This is a genomic window from Streptomyces spongiicola (assembly GCF_003122365.1).
GTDB classification, from domain to species: Bacteria; Actinomycetota; Actinomycetes; order Streptomycetales; family Streptomycetaceae; genus Streptomyces; species Streptomyces spongiicola.
On record NZ_CP029254.1, the window covers coordinates 3,214,982 to 3,232,075 of the forward strand.

Annotated in this window: 20 protein-coding genes; 15 read left to right on the plus strand and 5 right to left on the minus strand. The window is 68.9% G+C overall.

Annotation, left to right across the window (positions count from 1 at the left end; genetic code table 11):
• Positions 1-178 precede the first annotated feature (178 nt).
• On the minus strand, positions 179-661 hold the full coding sequence (locus DDQ41_RS14025; protein WP_017945956.1) for a CarD family transcriptional regulator: 483 nt from the start codon (positions 659-661) through the stop codon (positions 179-181).
• Positions 662-1,277: 616 nt separating this feature from the next.
• Between DDQ41_RS14025 and DDQ41_RS14035 the strand changes: the two genes are divergently transcribed.
• Positions 1,278-1,970 carry a DUF461 domain-containing protein gene (locus tag DDQ41_RS14035; RefSeq protein ID WP_109294809.1) on the plus strand — a complete coding sequence of 231 codons (693 nt, stop codon included), beginning with the start codon at positions 1,278-1,280 and terminating at the stop codon, positions 1,968-1,970.
• A 555-nt stretch (positions 1,971-2,525) separates the two neighbouring features.
• Here the strand turns inward: DDQ41_RS14035 and DDQ41_RS14040 are convergent.
• Entirely contained in the window at positions 2,526-3,206 is a 681-nt protein-coding gene (locus tag DDQ41_RS14040) for a response regulator transcription factor (RefSeq protein WP_017945954.1), read from the minus strand.
• Positions 3,203-4,711, minus strand: a complete 1,509-nt coding sequence (locus DDQ41_RS14045; protein ID WP_109294810.1) for a sensor histidine kinase — start codon at positions 4,709-4,711, stop codon at positions 3,203-3,205. The genes DDQ41_RS14040 and DDQ41_RS14045 overlap by 4 nt, the downstream gene beginning before the upstream one ends.
• Before the next feature lie 194 nt (positions 4,712-4,905).
• Here DDQ41_RS14045 and phoU point away from each other — a divergent pair, with 194 nt between their 5' ends.
• The gene (phoU, locus tag DDQ41_RS14050; protein WP_109294811.1) at positions 4,906-5,583 is read left to right on the plus strand and encodes a phosphate signaling complex protein PhoU; all 678 of its coding nucleotides are present in this window, start codon (positions 4,906-4,908) and stop codon (positions 5,581-5,583) included.
• Between the two features lie 468 nt (positions 5,584-6,051).
• On the opposite strand, the gene DDQ41_RS14055 is transcribed toward phoU, so the two are convergent.
• The gene (locus DDQ41_RS14055; protein ID WP_109294812.1) at positions 6,052-6,525 is read right to left on the minus strand and encodes a GNAT family N-acetyltransferase; all 474 of its coding nucleotides are present in this window, start codon (positions 6,523-6,525) and stop codon (positions 6,052-6,054) included.
• A 156-nt stretch (positions 6,526-6,681) separates the two neighbouring features.
• A complete protein-coding gene (locus DDQ41_RS32435; protein ID WP_262508459.1) occupies positions 6,682-7,008 on the minus strand; it encodes a hypothetical protein in 327 nt (108 codons plus the stop codon).
• Positions 7,009-8,000: 992 nt separating this feature from the next.
• Here DDQ41_RS32435 and DDQ41_RS14065 point away from each other — a divergent pair.
• The 13 genes from DDQ41_RS14065 (at position 8,001) to DDQ41_RS14120 (ending at position 17,030) form a co-directional block, all read left to right on the plus strand.
• Positions 8,001-9,104, plus strand: coding sequence for a DUF262 domain-containing protein (locus DDQ41_RS14065; RefSeq protein WP_109294813.1), 1,104 nt, complete (start codon positions 8,001-8,003; stop codon positions 9,102-9,104).
• 11 nt (positions 9,105-9,115) lie between these two features.
• Positions 9,116-9,757 carry an MAE_28990/MAE_18760 family HEPN-like nuclease gene (locus tag DDQ41_RS31300; RefSeq protein ID WP_147317748.1) on the plus strand — a complete coding sequence of 214 codons (642 nt, stop codon included), beginning with the start codon at positions 9,116-9,118 and terminating at the stop codon, positions 9,755-9,757.
• A gap of 452 nt (positions 9,758-10,209) precedes the next feature.
• Positions 10,210-11,070, plus strand: a complete 861-nt coding sequence (locus DDQ41_RS14070; protein WP_109297727.1) for a helix-turn-helix domain-containing protein — start codon at positions 10,210-10,212, stop codon at positions 11,068-11,070.
• An 84-nt stretch (positions 11,071-11,154) separates the two neighbouring features.
• The gene (locus tag DDQ41_RS14075; RefSeq protein WP_109294814.1) at positions 11,155-11,544 is read left to right on the plus strand and encodes an ATP-binding protein; all 390 of its coding nucleotides are present in this window, start codon (positions 11,155-11,157) and stop codon (positions 11,542-11,544) included.
• A gap of 172 nt (positions 11,545-11,716) precedes the next feature.
• Positions 11,717-12,568 carry an RNA polymerase subunit sigma-24 gene (locus DDQ41_RS14080; RefSeq protein ID WP_109294815.1) on the plus strand — a complete coding sequence of 284 codons (852 nt, stop codon included), beginning with the start codon at positions 11,717-11,719 and terminating at the stop codon, positions 12,566-12,568.
• Entirely contained in the window at positions 12,565-13,386 is an 822-nt protein-coding gene (locus DDQ41_RS14085; RefSeq protein ID WP_109294816.1) for an integrase, read from the plus strand. Before DDQ41_RS14080 ends, DDQ41_RS14085 begins: the two co-directional genes overlap by 4 nt.
• A 181-nt stretch (positions 13,387-13,567) precedes the next feature.
• A complete protein-coding gene (locus DDQ41_RS14090) occupies positions 13,568-13,915 on the plus strand; it encodes an SCO3933 family regulatory protein (protein WP_109294817.1) in 348 nt (115 codons plus the stop codon).
• Between the two features lie 5 nt (positions 13,916-13,920).
• A complete protein-coding gene (locus DDQ41_RS14095; protein ID WP_109294818.1) occupies positions 13,921-15,282 on the plus strand; it encodes an FtsK/SpoIIIE domain-containing protein in 1,362 nt (453 codons plus the stop codon).
• Positions 15,283-15,365: 83 nt separating this feature from the next.
• A complete protein-coding gene (locus DDQ41_RS14100) occupies positions 15,366-15,578 on the plus strand; it encodes a hypothetical protein (protein ID WP_109294819.1) in 213 nt (70 codons plus the stop codon).
• Positions 15,579-15,602: 24 nt separating this feature from the next.
• Positions 15,603-16,340: a DUF2637 domain-containing protein gene (locus DDQ41_RS14105; protein ID WP_109294820.1), complete on the plus strand. Its 738-nt coding sequence runs from the start codon at positions 15,603-15,605 to the stop codon at positions 16,338-16,340.
• Between the two features lie 13 nt (positions 16,341-16,353).
• Positions 16,354-16,533, plus strand: a complete 180-nt coding sequence (locus tag DDQ41_RS14110; protein WP_109294821.1) for a mobile element transfer protein — start codon at positions 16,354-16,356, stop codon at positions 16,531-16,533.
• A 15-nt stretch (positions 16,534-16,548) separates the two neighbouring features.
• A complete protein-coding gene (locus DDQ41_RS14115; RefSeq protein WP_109294822.1) occupies positions 16,549-16,704 on the plus strand; it encodes a hypothetical protein in 156 nt (51 codons plus the stop codon).
• A 20-nt stretch (positions 16,705-16,724) separates the two neighbouring features.
• The gene (locus tag DDQ41_RS14120) at positions 16,725-17,030 is read left to right on the plus strand and encodes a SpdD-like protein (protein ID WP_109294823.1); all 306 of its coding nucleotides are present in this window, start codon (positions 16,725-16,727) and stop codon (positions 17,028-17,030) included.
• Positions 17,031-17,094: the final 64 nt, after the last annotated feature.

Genomic DNA, 17,094 nt, shown 5'->3' on the forward strand with positions numbered 1-17,094 from the left:
ACACACAGCGGGGAACGGCACGGTGAGGGCGCCCGGCGATGGGATGAACACGCCGCAGTGCCCGGCGACACAACCTTCCAGCTGGGTCAGCGGGCACCGCTGCATTCGGTTCTGCACCGTGGAACGGGCCCGATGCCGCACTTCCGGCCTCGGGCCCCGCTGCACAGCAGGACACGCGTCAGGACGCCAGGACCTCGTCGAGCAGGGCCTCGGCCTTGTCCTCGTTGGTGTTCTCCGCGAGAGCCAGTTCGCTGACCAGGATCTGGCGGGCCTTGGCCAGCATGCGCTTCTCCCCGGCGGAGAGACCGCGCTCTCGCTCGCGGCGCCACAGGTCACGCACCACTTCGGCGACCTTGATGACGTCGCCGGAGGCGAGCTTCTCGAGATTTGCCTTGTAGCGACGGGACCAGTTCGTCGGCTCCTCGGCGTACGGCGCGCGCAGCACGTCGAAGACCCGGTCCAGTCCGTCCTGACCGACCACGTCGCGCACACCGACGAGGTCCGCATTGTCCGCCGGCACACGAACCGTCAAGTCGCCCTGGGCGACCTTGAGCACCAAGTAGGTCTTGTCCACGCCTTTGATCTGGCGAGTTTCGATGGCCTCGATCAGCGCGGCCCCGTGATGGGGATAGACCACGGTGTCGCCAACCTTGAACGTCATGTGACAGGTACCCCTTCCGTGGCTATCCAGGGTAACACGAGAACCGCTTCTTCTGAATGGCGTTTTCGCAGGTCAGGGCATATCTCGGGGCTTGACAACAGCAACACGAACGTGCTGCGGGCGGCTTCCGGAGGGGGGTATTCGCAGGTGGGAGCGGCTGCGCGGCCGCCTGGAAACCCGGGCGCCGCACGCCCCTCCCCCCTCCCCGAAGTGGGTGAAAGTCCCGATTTGCCAGGTTCCCAGCAGTCTACTTCGCCTACTCCGTTCGAGGCTCGGTCACCCGTCCGGCGGGCCGCCTGGGAGGGAATCCGAATTGATCATCATGGACGCGGAAGCCCGTCGTGCACCGCGGGGGATTTCCGGAGGAATGCGCGAGACCGCGGAATTGATCACGGCGGCTTATCCGAACGGCCGATGAAATCCGGCCGGGCACGGGGTCGGCATCCGGCCGCGGAAGTGCGCCGGGGCCGCCTCGGGTCGCCTCCGGTCACGCCGCCTCGGGGCGGGTCGGGCCACCTCGGGGCGGGTCGGGTGCGGGGCGCCGACGAGGGGTCGGTAACCTAAGCCCGCTGACCGATCTTCACCCCGTCCGTACGTCCTAGGAGATGCCGCCGCCGTGAGCAGCAGCCTTCGACGCGGCGCCCTCGCCGCCACCGCCCTCCTGATCCCGATCGCCTCCCTCTCCGCATGCGCCGCGGGCAACAACGCGCAGACGCTCGGCGTCAGGCCGGACAACGCCGAGACCTCGGTGGGCGACATCAAGATCCAGAACGCGACGGTGATCACTCAGCCGCAGCCCGGAGTCCAGGGCGAGGCCGCGGTGTCCGCGACCCTGTTCAACGACGGCACCGAGGCGCAGACGCTCGACTCCGTCACGCTCCCGGGCACCCAGAACCCGGTCAGGCTGTCCCCCGCCACCGGTTCCGGCCCGATCACGGTCGCTCCCGGCGGCTCGGTCGTCCTGGGCGGCAAGGGCAACGCCTCGGGCATCATCGAGAACAGCGACGAGGCCGGCCGCCTCGGCGACGTCCAGCGGATCGTCTTCCGCTTCAGCGAGACCGGCGACGTCCCGATCGACGCGTTCGTCGTCCCCGCCGCCGACTTCTACCGCGACTACGGGCCGTCCAACCTGCCCGAGCCCACGACCGCCAGCCCGACCGGCTCCGCACCGGCCGAGGGCGGCGCCCACGGCGACGAGGCCGAGGGCGGCGAGGACGGTGGCCACGGCGCCGCGGAGGACGGCGGCGAGCACGGCGGCGAGCCGACCCCGTCGGACTCCGCGTCCGCGTCCCAGGACCCGGGCCACTGACACCCCTCGCGCGCGGCGGGTGAACCACCCGCTCCGCGACGCGCAGGCCAGCGCGCAGGGCGTCCCCGAGTTCTCGAGCCGTCCGCGACGAGGTCCCGGGGGCGTGTGAGCCCGCGACACGGCGTCCTCGCAATGCCCCCGTCTTCGGGTGTGGTGGTCGCTTGGCCCGGAAGCCGGCGTGAGCCCGCGCACGGCGTCCTCGCGCCCGTACGGCCTGAACCCCCCGCACGGGCGGCGCGCCCTCGCGGCGGGCCGCCGTCCGGCACACCGGCCCGCACCGGGAGACGAAAGCGGCCCCCCGGGATCACCCGGTGGGGCCGCCTCGGAGCGTGTTCGGCGCGACCGGGGGTTCGGAGCCGCGCCACGGCCCTGGAGCGGTCCCGTCCGGGCCCCGGCTCCACGGCCGGGACCCGGGTAGGGCCGAATCCCCGGTCCACCGCCGGATCCCCGCTCCACGACCGACTCCCGGTACGGCCGGATCCCCGGTGCACGGCCCGCGGCACCGATCCGCAACCGCAACCGCAGCCCGGTCTACGGATCGAACCGCACCCCCGCCTACGGCTCGAACTTGTAGCCCAGACCACGCACCGTCACCAGATAGCGCGGAGCGCCCGGATCGGGCTCGATCTTGGCCCGGAGGCGCTTGACGTGCACGTCGAGGGTCTTGGTGTCGCCGACGTAGTCCGCCCCCCAGACGCGGTCGATCAGCTGCATCCGGGTCAGGACGCGGCCCGCGTTGCGCAGGAGCATCTCCAGGAGGTCGAACTCCTTCAGCGGAAGGTCGACCTTCCCGCCCGACACCGTGACGACATGGCGGTCGACGTCCATCCGCACCGGTCCGGCCTCAAGTGCCGCCGGCGCGACCTCCTCCGGCTCGCCGCGGCGGCGCAGTACCGCACGGATGCGGGCCACCAGCTCCCGCGAGGAGAAGGGCTTCGTCACATAGTCGTCGGCTCCTATCTCCAGACCGACGACCTTGTCGATCTCGCTGTCCTTTGCCGTGACCATGATCACCGGAACGTTGGACCGGCCGCGCAGCTGACGGCACACCTCCGTACCGGGGAGTCCGGGCAGCATCAGGTCGAGCAGGACGAGGTCGGCTCCGTTGCGCTCGAACTCGTCGAGCCCCTCGGGCCCGGTGGTCGCGACGGCGACCTCGAAGCCCTCCTTGCGGAGCATGTAGGAAAGAGCGTCGCTGAAGGATTCCTCGTCCTCGACGACAAGCACTCGGGTCACGGAAGGACCTCCGGGGCAGGCAGTGGTTCGCGTGGTGTGGTCCGAGGATCAGGACCGCAGGGGGAATCGGGGCCCCGCTCCGGGTGGTGGTCCGCCCCCGCACCGGGGCCTCCGCGGTGGCGGGATGCGGCCCCGGAAACGGGAGCGGAACGGGAACGGGAACGGGAATCCGGGTCGGAGTCGGAGTCGGGGTCCGGGCCGGAATCTGAATCCGAATCGGAGCCGGAATCGGAGCCGGAGCCGGAATCGGGAGCTGGGTCGGGAGCTGGATCGGAGTCGTACGGTCCGTGGCCGGCCTGGTCGCCGCCCCGGCCCCGGGTACGGTCCCTGACGGAGCCGGCCTCCGGCAACCGCAGGGTGAAGGTGGAGCCCTGTCCTTCGGTGCTCCACACCGTGACCTCCCCGCCGTGCGAGGCGGCCACGTGCTTGACGATGGCCAGGCCCAGGCCGGTGCCACCGGTCGCGCGGGAGCGGGCGGGGTCGACGCGGTAGAAGCGTTCGAAGATCCGCTCGCGGTCCTTCTCCGAGATCCCGATGCCCTGGTCGGTCACGGCGATCTCGATCTGGTCCCCGCCGGGTGCGGTGACACGGCGCGCGGCGATCCCGACGCGGGTGCGAGCCGGGGAGTAGTTGACGGCGTTCTCGACGAGATTGCCGAGGGCCGCCGCCAGCTGGCCGCGATGGCCCCACACGTGCAGGCCCGCGGTACCGGCGCCGTCGGCCGTGGCGGTGCTCCCGACGGCCATGGTGATGTGCTTGGTGGAAGCCGCGTGGCGGGACCGGTCGATGGCCTCGGCCACCAGCTCGTCCACACGTACGGGCTCGGCGTCCTCCAGGGGGTCGTCGTTCTGCACCCGGGAGAGGTCGATCAGCTCCTGTACGAGGTTGGTGAGCCGGGTCGCCTCGATCTGCATCCGGCCCGCGAAGCGGGTGACGGCGTCGGGATCGTCGGAGGCGTCCATGACGGCCTCGGAGAGCAGCGACAGCGCGCCGACCGGGGTCTTGAGCTCATGGCTCACATTGGCGACGAAGTCGCGCCTCACCGCTTCTATGCGCCGGGCCTCGGTGAGGTCCTCGACGAGGAGCAGCACCAGGCGCGAGCCGAGCGGGGCGACCCGGGCGGAGACCGCGAGGGCCTCGCCCCGCCCGGTGCCGCGCCGCGGCAGGTCGAGTTCGACCTGCCGTATCTCGCCGTCACGGCGGGTGTCGCGGGCCATGTGCAGCATGGGTTCGACCGCCAGCTTCCCGCCTCTGACGAGCCCGAGCGCGTAGGCGGCCGAGCTGGCCTTGACGACGGAGTCGCTCTCGTCGAGGACGACCGCCGACGAGCGCAGCACGGACAGCACGGTGTCGACTCCGGGGGGCAGCACGGCCTCCGTGTGCAGGGAGCTTCGGGTGGGTCTTGCCTGGTCGCGCTCGCTCCAGCGGAACGCCAGCATGGCGATCACGCCGGTGCACACCCCGGCGATCGCGGCCAATGCGGCGACCGCCGCGTTCACGTCCATGCATCCAGGTTATGCACGCTCGCCGTGGCTCTCCCAGCCATCCGAGTGGCACCTCGAACAGTCGTCGCTCAGAGTTCACCGAGGGGAAGGGATCGGTTCACCTGGGAAGGTGGATCCGGACGCGTTGCGGACGGAACGTGGGAGCGTGGGGGTTCAGTCACCCGGACCCCTGACGCATTCAAGAGAGGGAACCCATGCGGGACGCGTACCATGAGGAACTTGACTCGATCGGCGAGGGTCTCGTCGAGATGGCCAGGCTGGTCGGCTCGGCTATCGGGCGCGCCACCACGGCCATGCTCGACGCCGACCTCAAGCTCGCGGAGAGTGTGATCGCCGCGGACCAGAAGGTCGACGATCTGCAGCACGACCTGGAGGCCCGGGCGATAGCCCTGCTGGCCCGCCAGCAGCCGGTCGCGACGGACCTCCGCATCGTGGTGACCTCGCTGCGGATGAGCGCGGACCTCGAACGCTCCGGCGACCTGGCCCAGCACGTGGCCAAGCTGGCCCGGCTGCGCTTCCCGGACTCGGCGGTACCGCGGGACCTGCACGCGACCATCCTGGAGATGGGGCAGCTCGCACAGCGTCTGATGGCGAAGGCCGCCGAGGTCATCATCACCAAGGACGTCGACCTGGCGCTCCAGCTGGAGAACGACGACGACGAGATGGACCTGCTGCACCGCACGCTCTTCACCCACCTGATCGACGACCGGTGGAAGCACGGCATCGAGACCGCGGTCGACGTCACCCTGCTCGGGCGCTACTACGAGCGGTACGCCGACCACGCGGTCGCGGTCGCCAAGCGCGTCGTCTACCTGGTCACCGGTGAGCACGCCGACGAGATCCAGCCGGAGACGCGGGTCGAGGGCGCGTAGCCGGACCGGGAATCCGGTGCCCGACTCCCCCAGGACCCACCCGATCCGGGAGGTCCCGGCCGACGAGTCCCGGCAGCCGAGCCGGCTCCCGTTGCCCGGTGCCCGCGGCTGCGGATGCGGGCTGCGGCTCCGGCCCCGGCTCCGGATGTGGGCTGCAGTTCCGGCCCCGGCTCCGGCTCCGAGCCCGGCCCCGGCCCCGGCTGCCCAGTCCGGCGCACCGTATCGGTGCGGCTGCCGAGTTGCAGAGCGTACGAAGGGGCCCGCCCCGGCACCGTTCGCCGGTCGTACCGCCCGGCCGCATTGCGCCCCCGGGACGGGTGTCCTCGGTTCTCGGCGGGGTCCCCGGGTCTCCTCGGGCGGCGGTGCCAGGCATCCCGGGCCCGGGCATCCCGTTCGCCCAGGACCCTGGCCCGGGGCTGCGCGGTCAAGACGCCCGGGCCCGCTGATCCCAGGAGCGGCGTGCGGTGTTCAGGAGGCGTGGGTCAGATCCAGCACGCCGACGGTCTGGCCACCGCTGGTCTCGCCGGTGCTCCGGAAGCCGAGCTTCGTGTAGAATGCCCCGGGACCGGACTCCCCCTGCTCCCAGGTCGTGAAGAGACGATCTCCGCCGCGCCGCCCGATCTCCTCGCCGACCGCGCCCACCGCGAAGCGCCCGTAGCCCCGACTCTGCTCGTCCGCCGCGATGTTCAGCCGCCACAGACCGCTGCGCCGGTCCCCGGGGTCCACGGCCGGATTCCACGGGATGCCGATGAACGCCATGAGGAAGCCCACGGTTCTGTCCCCGTCGAGGATCAGCCGCGGCCATGCCGTGTCGCCCCAGGCGTACGCCTCGGCGAGCGAAACCGCGACGGGCTCGACGTGCCTCTGCTGCTCCGGTCGCACCCGGATCCGCAGTGCGGCCTCCACGTTGTCCGGTGTGATCATCGCCAGACGCACGGTCATGCAGGCATATTGGTGCCGCGTCAGGCAACGTTCGCCCCGTCGCTGCTGACGGGCAGACCCTGCCTGACGCGGTACCAGCAGCGAAAACCCCCGCCGCGGCGGCGCTTCCGGCGCTGCTCGCGCTCGCTGCCCCGCCCGGACGCGCGGCGACGGCGATCACCAGGCGTGGAAGCTCCCGTAGAAGCCGTCGTGGTAGTACCGATCGCCTGAGTACCCGTCGTGGTAGTACCGATCGCCTGAGTACCCCCCGTTGTCGTACCCGTCGTGGTAGTACCGGTTGTCGTAGTACCGGTTGTCGTAGTACCGATCGTGGTACCTGTAGTCGCGGTGGTCGCCGTAGTGACCGCAGCCCCCACCCCTCCAATCGGAACAGCCACGATCAGCTGTGACCTGGCTCGCGGCGTACGCCCCTGTCGCCGGCATCACACCGAGTGCGAGTCCCGCGATCCCTGCCGACAAGGCGGCTACGATCCTGCGACGCATTCCCCTGCACCTCCGACCACGGAGAACTAATCGGACATTAAGGGCATTTCCAGGGTGCTCTCGCTTCGAGTACCTGTCAAAGAGAGCGGATGCCCGCCCCGCAGGGCCCGGCATCCGCTACCCGTGGTCGCCTTCCGGTGCGTGTCCCACTGGTACGCCGCATCACCCGAGTCTGACGGCCCCGGGAGGGCCCGGGCACAGCAGCGGGCCCCCTGCCGGCGAGAAAACCGCAGACAGGGGGCCCGGGAGGGGAAGGCTACTTCTTCTTGCCCTGGGTCTTGTCGGGGATCTTGGTGAGCTGGGTCTTTGCTGGTCGGGGGCGGTGGGGCCGTGCGCCTAGTGTTCGTCGTTGGTCGTCATTGGCCACTGTTGAGTGACGCCGGACGGCCCAGGGACGGCCCAGCTTCGCCGCACTCGACTGACGGCCGGCACCCTCGATGGGCCCCGCCTGAACCTCAGCCGCCGACAGTCAGCCACGACGGCGGGTGCGCCGACCGACCACGCACGCGTATGTCTCGCTGCACCCCCACCGGCCTTAGCCACGCTGACACGCCGTCGACCAGAGCAAGCCGTGACGGCCAGCCCGTAACAACAACGCCTGAGCCATCAGCTTGGGTGCTTGGTGAGCGAGGAGCTCGCTGACCTGCGGCGGAACGATGTCAGCGACTGAAGCCCGCGGGCTGCGCTCCCCGATGTTCCCCGTGGCTTCCCCTACGACCTGGCACGGTTCGGGCACGTCTGCTGGGGGCGCAGGACACAGAAACAGGGGGCGTTGTCAGGGTGGGCTGGTGGCCTCCCGCGGGAGCGATTCGTCGGTTCGACGGTCTGGCCGAGGAGCACGGCGACCAAGGGGTCTCGGACCACTGGGTCCCGGGGATGCCGACCCTGCCTTGAGCAACCGACAGATGCTGACCTCAACCGGGCTGGCCTCGTGGGGTGACATTCCAGAAGAACTAGAGACTTCTAGAGCTTGTGAATGCTAGCATCGCGGAATGACGCTGGAATCCGAACTCGAAATCTATCGACAGCGAATCACTACCGACTCGTACCCAATGTCAATTAGTGAGATCGCGAATCTCTATCGCGATGGGGAGATGGATATCCATCCGGAATTTCAACGCATCTTCAGGTGGTCTGGCGCCCAGAGGACTAAGTTGATTGAGAGTGTTCTGCTCGGCATCCCTTTGCCGAGCATATTTGTTGCTCAGAACGAGGAGGGCGTTTGGGATGTAGTAGACGGAGTGCAGAGGCTGTCCACGATTTTTCAGTTCATGGGAATCCTCCGAGATGACGAAGGTGAGCTTGTAGAGCCTTTTGTTTGCGAGGCTGCACCATTCTTGACCAGCCTCGACGGGGTGGCTTATGAACGCTTCGAGGAGGCGGAGAAGGCGCTAACGCGCGCTCAGCAGCTCGACTTTAAACGGTCCCGCATCGACGTAAAGATTATTAAGCGTGAGAGCGATAATCGGGCCAAGTACGACCTCTTTCAGCGCCTCAACTCTTACGGCAGCATCGCAACCCCCCAGGAACTCCGAAACTGCCTCCTTGTAAGTCTCAGCAGAACCCACTTCGATTGGCTTCAGGAGGCGGCGTCATCGAAGGATTTCAAGGACGTGCTGAATCTGCCAGAAAGACTCATCAAAGAGCAGTACCACCTGGAGCTCGCTCTTCGATTCATCACATTGCGCTCGTTGCCTGAAGATAGAATCTCCAGTATTGGAAATATCGGAGATTTCCTTTCCTCGGAGATTCTGTCCATCGTTGAGAAGAGCTACGCTGAACTCCGGGCGGAGGAGGAAGCTTTCGGTATTTGCTTCAGAATGCTGAACGATGCTCTCGGGGGTGACACGATGCGCAAGTTGAACCCCACCACGGGGCGTACGGAAGGCGCTTTTTCCTCTACTGCCTTTGAAGTGCTTGCTCTCGGTTTGGGGTACTACGCCCCTGAGCTCTCGCTTGGGGCGGAAGACGTGCGGCTCGCCCGCGAGATGCTATGGAATGACCCGGCATTCGCGCCCGGACACGCGACTGGGCAACGAGCCGACCAGCGGATGAAGAGGACCATTCCTTACGGGCGTCAACTATTTTCTGCCTGACTGGGGGATTCGTGGATCCGACGCGATTCATCGAGAGCATTGACCGCCAGCTAGCACGAAGAAAGGTCGAGCTCTCAAACCTGAGCATTATGGTCTCGGAGCAGAACCCCGACCCCCACCGACTAAGCTGTATTGCGAGGTCTGCTGTAGTCCTCGCTTACGCCCACTGGGAAGGCTTCGTCAAGCGCGGAAGTGGCGACTACGTGAAATTCATTAACGGTGCAGGGATCAAAGTCGCTGACCTCAAGTTCCCTTTCCAAGCCGCATACGTACTCTCGACCTTTAAGAGAGCCTCAAACAGCGTGAAGACGAGGTACCTGGGTGAGCTTTTGCAAGAGATTGACGCTCGGCGTGCAGAAGTTTTTTCGGTCCCCCCGGACAAATGCATAGACACTGAGAGTAATCTCTCCTCCAATGTCTTTAAAGAGATCGTTCAGGGTGTCGGGTTGGACATTCTTCCACTCTATGAAACCCGTAGCGTATTCATTGACCAAAGAATTGTCTTGGCGCGGAATCAGGTTGCTCATGGGGAGCTGGTCAGCTTTGATGCGGTAGACGTCAAGGATCGCATTGATGGCGTTCGACTCCTCATCGATACTTATGCAGACCAGCTGAAAAATGCGGCTTCGGCGGATGCGTATTTGAAGATTTGATTCCCGTGTCTGGACTTTCCTGTAGGCGCAGCATCAGGTCGGTGGAGCGGCTTTGGGGTGGCGCTGCTTTGGCGCGAGTGATCATGGCCCCGTAAGCTTCCGGCGCGTCGGGCAGTCTGTGGACCTGCCCGGTAAAGCACGACGTTGGGGCCATGATCTTCGAGGCTCGCGCCAAAGTGGCTCCGTAAAGCCGCGGAGCCGACCGCCCCAGCCACGACGTACCCCTTCTCTGGCATCAGGCGACTGATTGCCGTGAGCGCGGCACGGGCGCCGGCCGGGCTGGAGCGGGACGGAGGCAGGAGCGCAGGCCCGGCCGGGGGCCGGGCCGCGCGCGGCGAGCGGAGCGAGCCGACTTGAACCCGTAGGGAGACTTTGAATCACGCTCGTGCTGCTGGTCGTTGATGCTGCTCTTGTGCCTGGTGGCTGCTGGCTCGTGGTGTAGAACCCTGGGTATGGGGAGTGAGCGGCGCGAGCGGATGAGGGTGCTGGGGGCACGGCTTCGGGTTCTCCGTGCGGATGTCGGCCTGACGGGTGCCGCTCTGGCGCAGCAGGCTGGTGTGGGTCAGCCGACGGTTTCCAAGGTGGAGAACGGGCGTATGGTCCCAAGCCCCGATGTGCTGGATCGGTTGTCCGGGGCGCTTGGGCTCGATGAGTCGACGGCCGGTGAGGTTCGCGCGCTGCTGGCTGCGGTTGAGGCTGCCGTGGAGACCGGTTCCGGCTCCGATGGGGACGTCTCCGCGGGGCTCGTCGTGGATGAGGCGGTCCGTGGTGCTCGGCTGGTGCGTTCCTTTCAGTGCGTGGTCCTGCCGGCCATGCTCCAGAGCGCCGAGTACGCCCGTCAGGTCTTCCTGACGTCACCGGAGTTGGACGCTGAGGCGGTAGGCCGGGCCGTCGCGGCTCGGGTGGAGCGTCAGGGTCTGCTGTACGAGCCGGGGCGCGAGTCGGTGTTCGTGCTGACGGAGGCGGTGTTGCGGACGTGGCCGGGGACGCCGTCGCTGATGCTCGCCCAGCTTGATCGACTGTTGGCCGTCGAGAGTCTGGACACGGTGCGGCTCGGGATCATCCCGTGGCGTCGACCGGTGCCGGTGCTGCCCCGGTACGGCTTCACACTCTGTGACCGGCGGTCTGTCGTGGTGGAGGTGTTCCCGGGTGAGCGGGTTTCTACCGAGGAAGATGACCTTGCTCGGTGCGAGGAGATGTTCAGCCGGTTCGAGGGCGCGGCGGTCTTCGGCGGTGAGGTGCGAGACCTGCTGATGCGGGTGATGGGTGAGTTTCGCGGGCTGAGGGACCGCCATCACTCGGTAGGGGAATAATTCCTTTGAATGCCTAGATCGGTGCCCCTGGCGGGAATACTCTGCTGCTCGTGCTGTCTAGCCCTCTAGACGAGGAGTGTTGCCGTGCTCACCAAGTGGTGTCGTGCCTTCCCTGGCCTGCCCGAACAAGTCGCCGAAGCCCGTCACTTCGTATCCGCGTTACTTGAGGAGTGGGAGTGCGTCGACGAGGGGGCCCTGATCGTCGGGGAGCTGGCGGCCAACGCCGTGCGCCACTCGCTGAGTGGCAAGGCCGGCGGCTGGTTCCTCGTGGTCGTCGGCTTCGGCGCGGACTTCGTGCGTATCGAGGTGATCGACCAGGGCGGCGACAGCGCTCCGACGATGCGGGACGCGACCAGCCTGGAAGAGGGAGGCCGCGGGCTGATGCTGGTGGCGGCCTGTGCGAAGGACTGGGGCACCAAGACTCTGTCGCAGGGTTTCTCGGTGTGGGCTGATCTTGTGCCGGAGGGGGTGTGACCGCCTCCAGCCTGCTCCACCCCGGCCGCTGGGCGGGCGGCGGGGAATGACCCCTCGCGGGGTGCCTCGGCGCCGGTCCGGCCTCCATGTGATCGGCGTCCGGTCGGGTCGGCCGCTCCTGCCCGTTTCGTCTAGGGGCCTAGACTCTCGGGTGAGGCAAGGAGGTGAGCGCATGTCGGACGAGTTGCAGCGGATCATGGCGATCGATGATCCGTACCTGCTCCTGCGTGAGGTCACGACGCGGTTGGCCGACGCGCAGCAGGAGGTCACCGAACTCGCTCGGCTGCGGCGCCGCGTGGTGCAGGACCTCCATGCTCAAGGGCTGTCGTACGCGCAGATCGCGGTGAAGGCCGGCCTCAGCCGCGGGCGCATCCACCAGATCCGCCATACCGGCCCGGCGCCCGAGGGCGCGTTCCTCGGGTCGGGGGCCGTCACGGTCGCGACGCCGCTGCGGCGGGACGACGAACGCGGGCGCACGGTCGTGGCCGTGGACGACGTCAGTTCCGGCAAGCGCCTGGAGGACCTGGCGCGGTCGTACGGGCTCGCTGTCACCTCCGAGCATGTACCGGTGAGCGGGGAGATCGACCTGAACCGTGACGGCCTGGTCGTCGTCTGCGGGCCGCGCATGTCACAGGACATGTGGAACACCTATGCCCAAGACCCTGTGCTGAGCTGGGAGAAGGCGGAGGACGGCCCCTGGACGGTCGTGGACCGGCTCACCGGCACCGTGCACCGGTCGGGGCAGGACGGTGATCCGGCCCGGCCGTACGACATCGGCTATCTCGGCCGGCTGCCGCGTCCGGACGGCAACGGCTCGCTCCTGGCCGTCGCCGGTATCCACACACAAGGCTCGCTCGGCGTCGTCCAGTTGCTCGCCTCGGAACTCAACTCCCTGTGGGGTCAGGTGGGAGACAACCGGTTCTCCACGCTGGTAGGCGTCGACTACGACCCGGAGACCAGTGAGCCGCGATCCGTCGAACTGGTCTGCCCGCTCTACCGTCACGACGAGGAGACGGCGGAGTGAGGTTCACCCTCGCCACCTCGCCGTCCACGCCGGGCGGTGAGAACGAGGACTTCGCCGCTGCCGCCCCTGATGCCGCCGTGCTCCTCGACGGCGCCGGCGTGGAGGGTGCGAAAACCGGGTGTGTGCACGGCGTCGCCTGGTTCTCCGGGACGCTGGGGGCGCTGCTGCTGCGCACTCTCGTCGCGCGTCCAGTCTGGTCGCTCGCCGAGTGCCTGGCCGACTCCATCCGCATCACCCGCTCGCTCCACGAGGACGTCTGCGACCTGGAGTACCGGGCCAGTCCGACCAGCACGGTCGTTGCCGTCCGTGCCTGTGGGGGAGAACTCGAACACCTTGTGCTCGGTGACTCGTCACTGCTCCTCGCGCAGCGGGACGGGAGCTCTTCCGTCATCACCGACCGGCGCCTGGACGAGGTCGGCGCCCCGCTTCGTGGGCCTGTCGACGAGCTGCCCACCGGTTCGCCGGAACACGCCGCCGCACTGGCCGAGTACCGGGACGCCCTGACGTCTCTCCGGAACCGGCCGGGCGGCTTCTGGATCGCGGGTCCCGATCCGCTCGCGGCCGAGCACGCGCTGACCGGCACGGCGCCGCTGGACTCCCTGGCTTCGGTGACGCTGCTGAGCGACGGCGCGACACGGCTGGTGGACCGCTTCCGGCTTGCCTCGTGGGGCGAGGTATCGGCCCTCCTCGACTCCACCGGCCCGGACGAACTGATCCGCCGGACCCGTGAGGCAGAGGACAGCGACCTTGACGGTCGACGCTGGCCGCGGGGGAAGGCACACGATGACGCCACCGCTCTGCACTTGACGCTTTCTTAGAGAACCGGTCGCTCCGCCGACACGGCTACCGTATACCCCCCTAGACAGTTGACGGGGTGTCGGTTTACGGTACACGTCAACCCCCCTAGACAGTTGGGGTGGATGCCTCCCTGAGCTGTCTAGGGGGGTAATCAACGGCCCGGCGTCCGTGACGGACGCCCGATCAGGTGAGGTTCACAGAATGCGTGTCATCCCCGTGGACACCTCGTCCGCCACTCTGCTGGTCACGAAGCTGCCCGAGGTCAAGGTGAGGGACCGGCAGACCGGTGAGGTGGCCGTGGACCCGGTGACCAACGACCGGCTCATGGTCCTGGAGCTGGTGTTCATCGCCGAGGGCGGTTCGGACATGATCAAGGTCACCGTGCCCGAGAAGGGCATCGGCGACGGCCTGGTCATGGGTACGGCGGTCTTCCTGTCCGGGCTCGTGGCCCGGCCCTGGGAGAGTGAGTTCGGCGGCCGTACCCGGCACGGCATCGCCTACCGTGCGGACGCCGTCATGGCCGGCGCTCCGGCTGCGGTGCAGGGCTGAGCATCATGACCGATGCCCTGTGGGTTCTGGTGCCTGCCCTGCTGTCGGTGGCCGCGCTGGTCGCGGTGCGCCGTCGGCTGCCGGTCCTGTTCTGGTGGCTGGTCGGGTATCCGGCCGTGTCGCTGCGGGTGCTCGCCACGTACCGGGCCACCATGGACGCCTGCGGCCTGACGGTGCCCGCCTCGGCCATGCGCCGGGCCACCGCCCGGATGATCGGGCGGCAGGCTGCTCCCGTACCGCCCCGCCGGTCGCTGCCGCTGCCGGCCGGGTCCGGGCTCGTGATGCGGCTGCGCATGGCGGCCGGGCAGGCGCCCGAGGACTTCGCCGCCTCGGCCGACCGGCTGCGGCACGCCTGGAGCGCGCACGCCGTGCACGTCCGTCCCACCAAGCCGGGGCGGCTGGAACTGCGGTTGGTCGGCTGGGACGTCCTCTCCGACGTCCGGCCCCCGCGGCGTTGGCCGCGCACCGATCCGCTGTCCCTGCCGCTGGCGCTGCGCGAAGACGGGCACTGGCACGTACGGGACTTCCGCACCGTGCCGCATGAACTCATCCTCGGTGCAACACAGTCCGGGAAGTCCGTATACCTGCGCAACCTGCTGTGCGGGCTGGCCCGGCAACCTGTCGCGCTCGTCGGCATCGACTGCAAGTGGGGCGTCGAACTGGCGCCGTTCGCAGCCCGGTTGTCGGCGCTGGCCGACACGCCGGACCGTGCCAACGACCTTCTCGACGTCCTGATGGAGGAGATGGAGGCACGGTTCCGCCTGATCGGCATGGCGGGCGGGAACGGTCCGGACACCGCACTCACCTCGGACGTCTGGGGCCTGCCCGAGAAGGACCGGCCGGTGCCGGTCGTGGTCGTCGTCGACGAGGTCGCCGAACTCTTCCTCGCCGCGAGCAAGGACGACGAGAAGCGGCGGGACGCCATGGTCACCAAACTCATCCGCCTCGCCCAGCTCGGCCGCGCGGCCGGCATCTACCTGGAGGTGTGCGGGCAGCGCTTCGGCGCCGAACTCGGCAAGGGCGCCACCATGCTGCGCGCCCAGCTCACCGGACGTGTCTGCCACCGCGTCAACGACGAGACGTCCGCCAACATGGCGCTCGGCGACATCGCACCGGAAGCGGCGCTGGCGGCAACCTCCATCCCGGCCGAGCGGCCCGGCGTCGCGGTCGTCGGCGACTCCTCCGGCGGCTGGTCCCGCGTCCGCTCACCCCACCTCACCCTCGACGACGCGGCGGCCGTCTGCCGCGACAACTCGGGCCTGGTCCCGGAACTGCCCCGCCTCGACGCCTTCCGGCCCGCCGTCGCCGAACCGGCCGCGCCTTCCTTGGCCGCGCCTGCCGTACCCACGGCTCGGCTGACCGAGTAACCGCGATCCCTTTCCCACGGTCGGCGTGACCGTCTCACGCCACGTCCCTACCCCTCCCATGCCCTAAGCCGGAAGGAAGCCCCGTGTCACGTCCCTCCATCGCCGAGATCAGCGCGCTCACCGCCGACCTGGCCGCGCTCCGGCAGAACCGCACCTCCGCCGAGTACGCCGCGCTCATGGACCGCAAGGCGGACCTGCTGGAGCGCATCGCCCGTCACACGCCCGGCGACACCGGGGCCGTCGAGGTGGCCCGCCTCTCCCGCGAGCACGCCGACTCGCTCAAGTCCACCGACTGACCACGCCGGAGGGAGACCGAGCCGATGCGTGCCCACCTGTCCCGCGTGGACGCCGTGATCGTTCAGGCCGTCATTGCCGGAGCCCTGTCCTTCTCCCATCTGCACGACCTCGCCGCGGCGGCCGGACAGGACGGCTGGAAGGCGTGGGCCTACCCCGTGAGCGTCGACCTTCTCCTGGTCGCCGCCTGGCGCCGGATGCGCCGGCAGCAGCGGGCTGGACGGGCGGCCGGTGGTCCGCGGCTGTGGTTCCTGGTGGCCCTGGCCGCATCCCTCGGCGCCAACGTCGCCACGGCCGGGCTCCTCGACCTGGACGACGTACCGGCCTGGCTCCGCGTAACGGTCGCGGGCTGGCCTGCCGTCGCCTTCTTCGGCGGCACGCTGCTGGCTCACGCCCCGCACATCCCGGAAGCACCGACGACCCCGGCCTCCCCAGCGGAGGACACCGAAACGGAGCCGCACGCCGTCCGGTCCGCCGTCGCCCGGCCCGGCCGTGAGGCGCTGCCGACGTCCTCCGCCGACCCCGGACCGGCTCCGGAGACTGCTGGCCCCGGTCCGGCTCGGAAGGCAACAGCCGATCCGGTTGCCGCTCCGGCCCCCGAGTCCGCTTCCGCCGTCGCCCTGCCGCCCGCCCTCGTCGACCGCGTCCGGGCTTTGGCCGACGAGCACCGCTCGGTCACCGGCCACCCCGCCGACCCGGACGCCGTACGCACCCGGCTCGGCCTGCCCCCGTCCATGACCGCATCCGTCGCCGCACACCTCTGAGAGGAGCACCGCCATGAACCCGCGTTTCCGCAACGTCCGCCGCATCGGTCCCGTCAGCGTCGCCTCATACGTCGACCGCGGCCGGAACCGCCACCTGGCCGCCTGCACCGCGCCCCGCTGCGACTTCTCCGCCGAGTACGACAGCCGCGCCGCTGCCGAACTCGCCGCCCGTATCCACCGCTGCTCGGCCTGACAGGAGACCTCCGAAGTGGACGTTCCGCTCTGGCTCGCCCTGCTCGTCGTCGGCGTCCTCGGCGTCAAGCTCATCCGCCCGCCCTGGTGGCTCATCGCCGTGCTGCTCGTCGGCGGCTACCTCCTCGCCGACAGCCTGCTTGCCCCCGTCGTCGACGCCGTCCTCAAGTGACCTGCGAAGGGAAAGCGTTCATGTTCCGACCGAAGATCCCGACCATGCCGCAGCCCACCGGCCCGGCCGTCCCGCCCGCCATCGTCACGCCAGCCACCATCACGCAGAGCGCCCCGGCTCCGCCGCCGGCCCTCGTCCTCCAGACCCCGACCCGCCCGGCCGTCCGGCTCACGCCCGGCACCGCGCTCGCCCTGGTCGGCGGCGGCACCGCCGTGGTCCTGGTCGTCGGCGCCGTCCTGGTCTCCATGCTCCTCGCCGTCGCTCTCACCGCCACCTCCGTGGCCGTGTGTGCCGTCGTCATCCGCTCCGTCCTCACCCACCGCTGACCTCAACGATCCGCCCACCCCGCCTGCCCAAGCTGTCTAGCCCTCTCGACAGTCCGGGCGGTCG

Bases quoted from the DNA above. Each gene is read 5' to 3' on its own strand.
- DDQ41_RS14120 (WP_109294823.1), top strand. From the start codon at position 16,725: ATGTTCCGACCGAAGATCCCGACCATGCCGCAGCCCACCGGCCCGGCC.
- DDQ41_RS14055 (WP_109294812.1), bottom strand. From the start codon at position 6,525: ATGACCGTGCGTCTGGCGATGATCACACCGGACAACGTGGAGGCCGCA.
- DDQ41_RS32435 (WP_262508459.1), bottom strand. From the start codon at position 7,008: ATGCGTCGCAGGATCGTAGCCGCCTTGTCGGCAGGGATCGCGGGACTC.
- DDQ41_RS14080 (WP_109294815.1), top strand. From the start codon at position 11,717: ATGTCGGACGAGTTGCAGCGGATCATGGCGATCGATGATCCGTACCTG.
- DDQ41_RS14065 (WP_109294813.1), top strand. From the start codon at position 8,001: ATGACGCTGGAATCCGAACTCGAAATCTATCGACAGCGAATCACTACC.
- DDQ41_RS14090 (WP_109294817.1), top strand. From the start codon at position 13,568: ATGCGTGTCATCCCCGTGGACACCTCGTCCGCCACTCTGCTGGTCACG.
- phoU (WP_109294811.1), top strand. From the start codon at position 4,906: ATGCGGGACGCGTACCATGAGGAACTTGACTCGATCGGCGAGGGTCTC.
- DDQ41_RS14095 (WP_109294818.1), top strand. From the start codon at position 13,921: ATGACCGATGCCCTGTGGGTTCTGGTGCCTGCCCTGCTGTCGGTGGCC.
- DDQ41_RS14070 (WP_109297727.1), top strand. From the start codon at position 10,210: ATGGGGAGTGAGCGGCGCGAGCGGATGAGGGTGCTGGGGGCACGGCTT.
- DDQ41_RS14110 (WP_109294821.1), top strand. From the start codon at position 16,354: ATGAACCCGCGTTTCCGCAACGTCCGCCGCATCGGTCCCGTCAGCGTC.
- DDQ41_RS14025 (WP_017945956.1), bottom strand. From the start codon at position 661: ATGACGTTCAAGGTTGGCGACACCGTGGTCTATCCCCATCACGGGGCC.
- DDQ41_RS14045 (WP_109294810.1), bottom strand. From the start codon at position 4,711: ATGGACGTGAACGCGGCGGTCGCCGCATTGGCCGCGATCGCCGGGGTG.
- DDQ41_RS14105 (WP_109294820.1), top strand. From the start codon at position 15,603: ATGCGTGCCCACCTGTCCCGCGTGGACGCCGTGATCGTTCAGGCCGTC.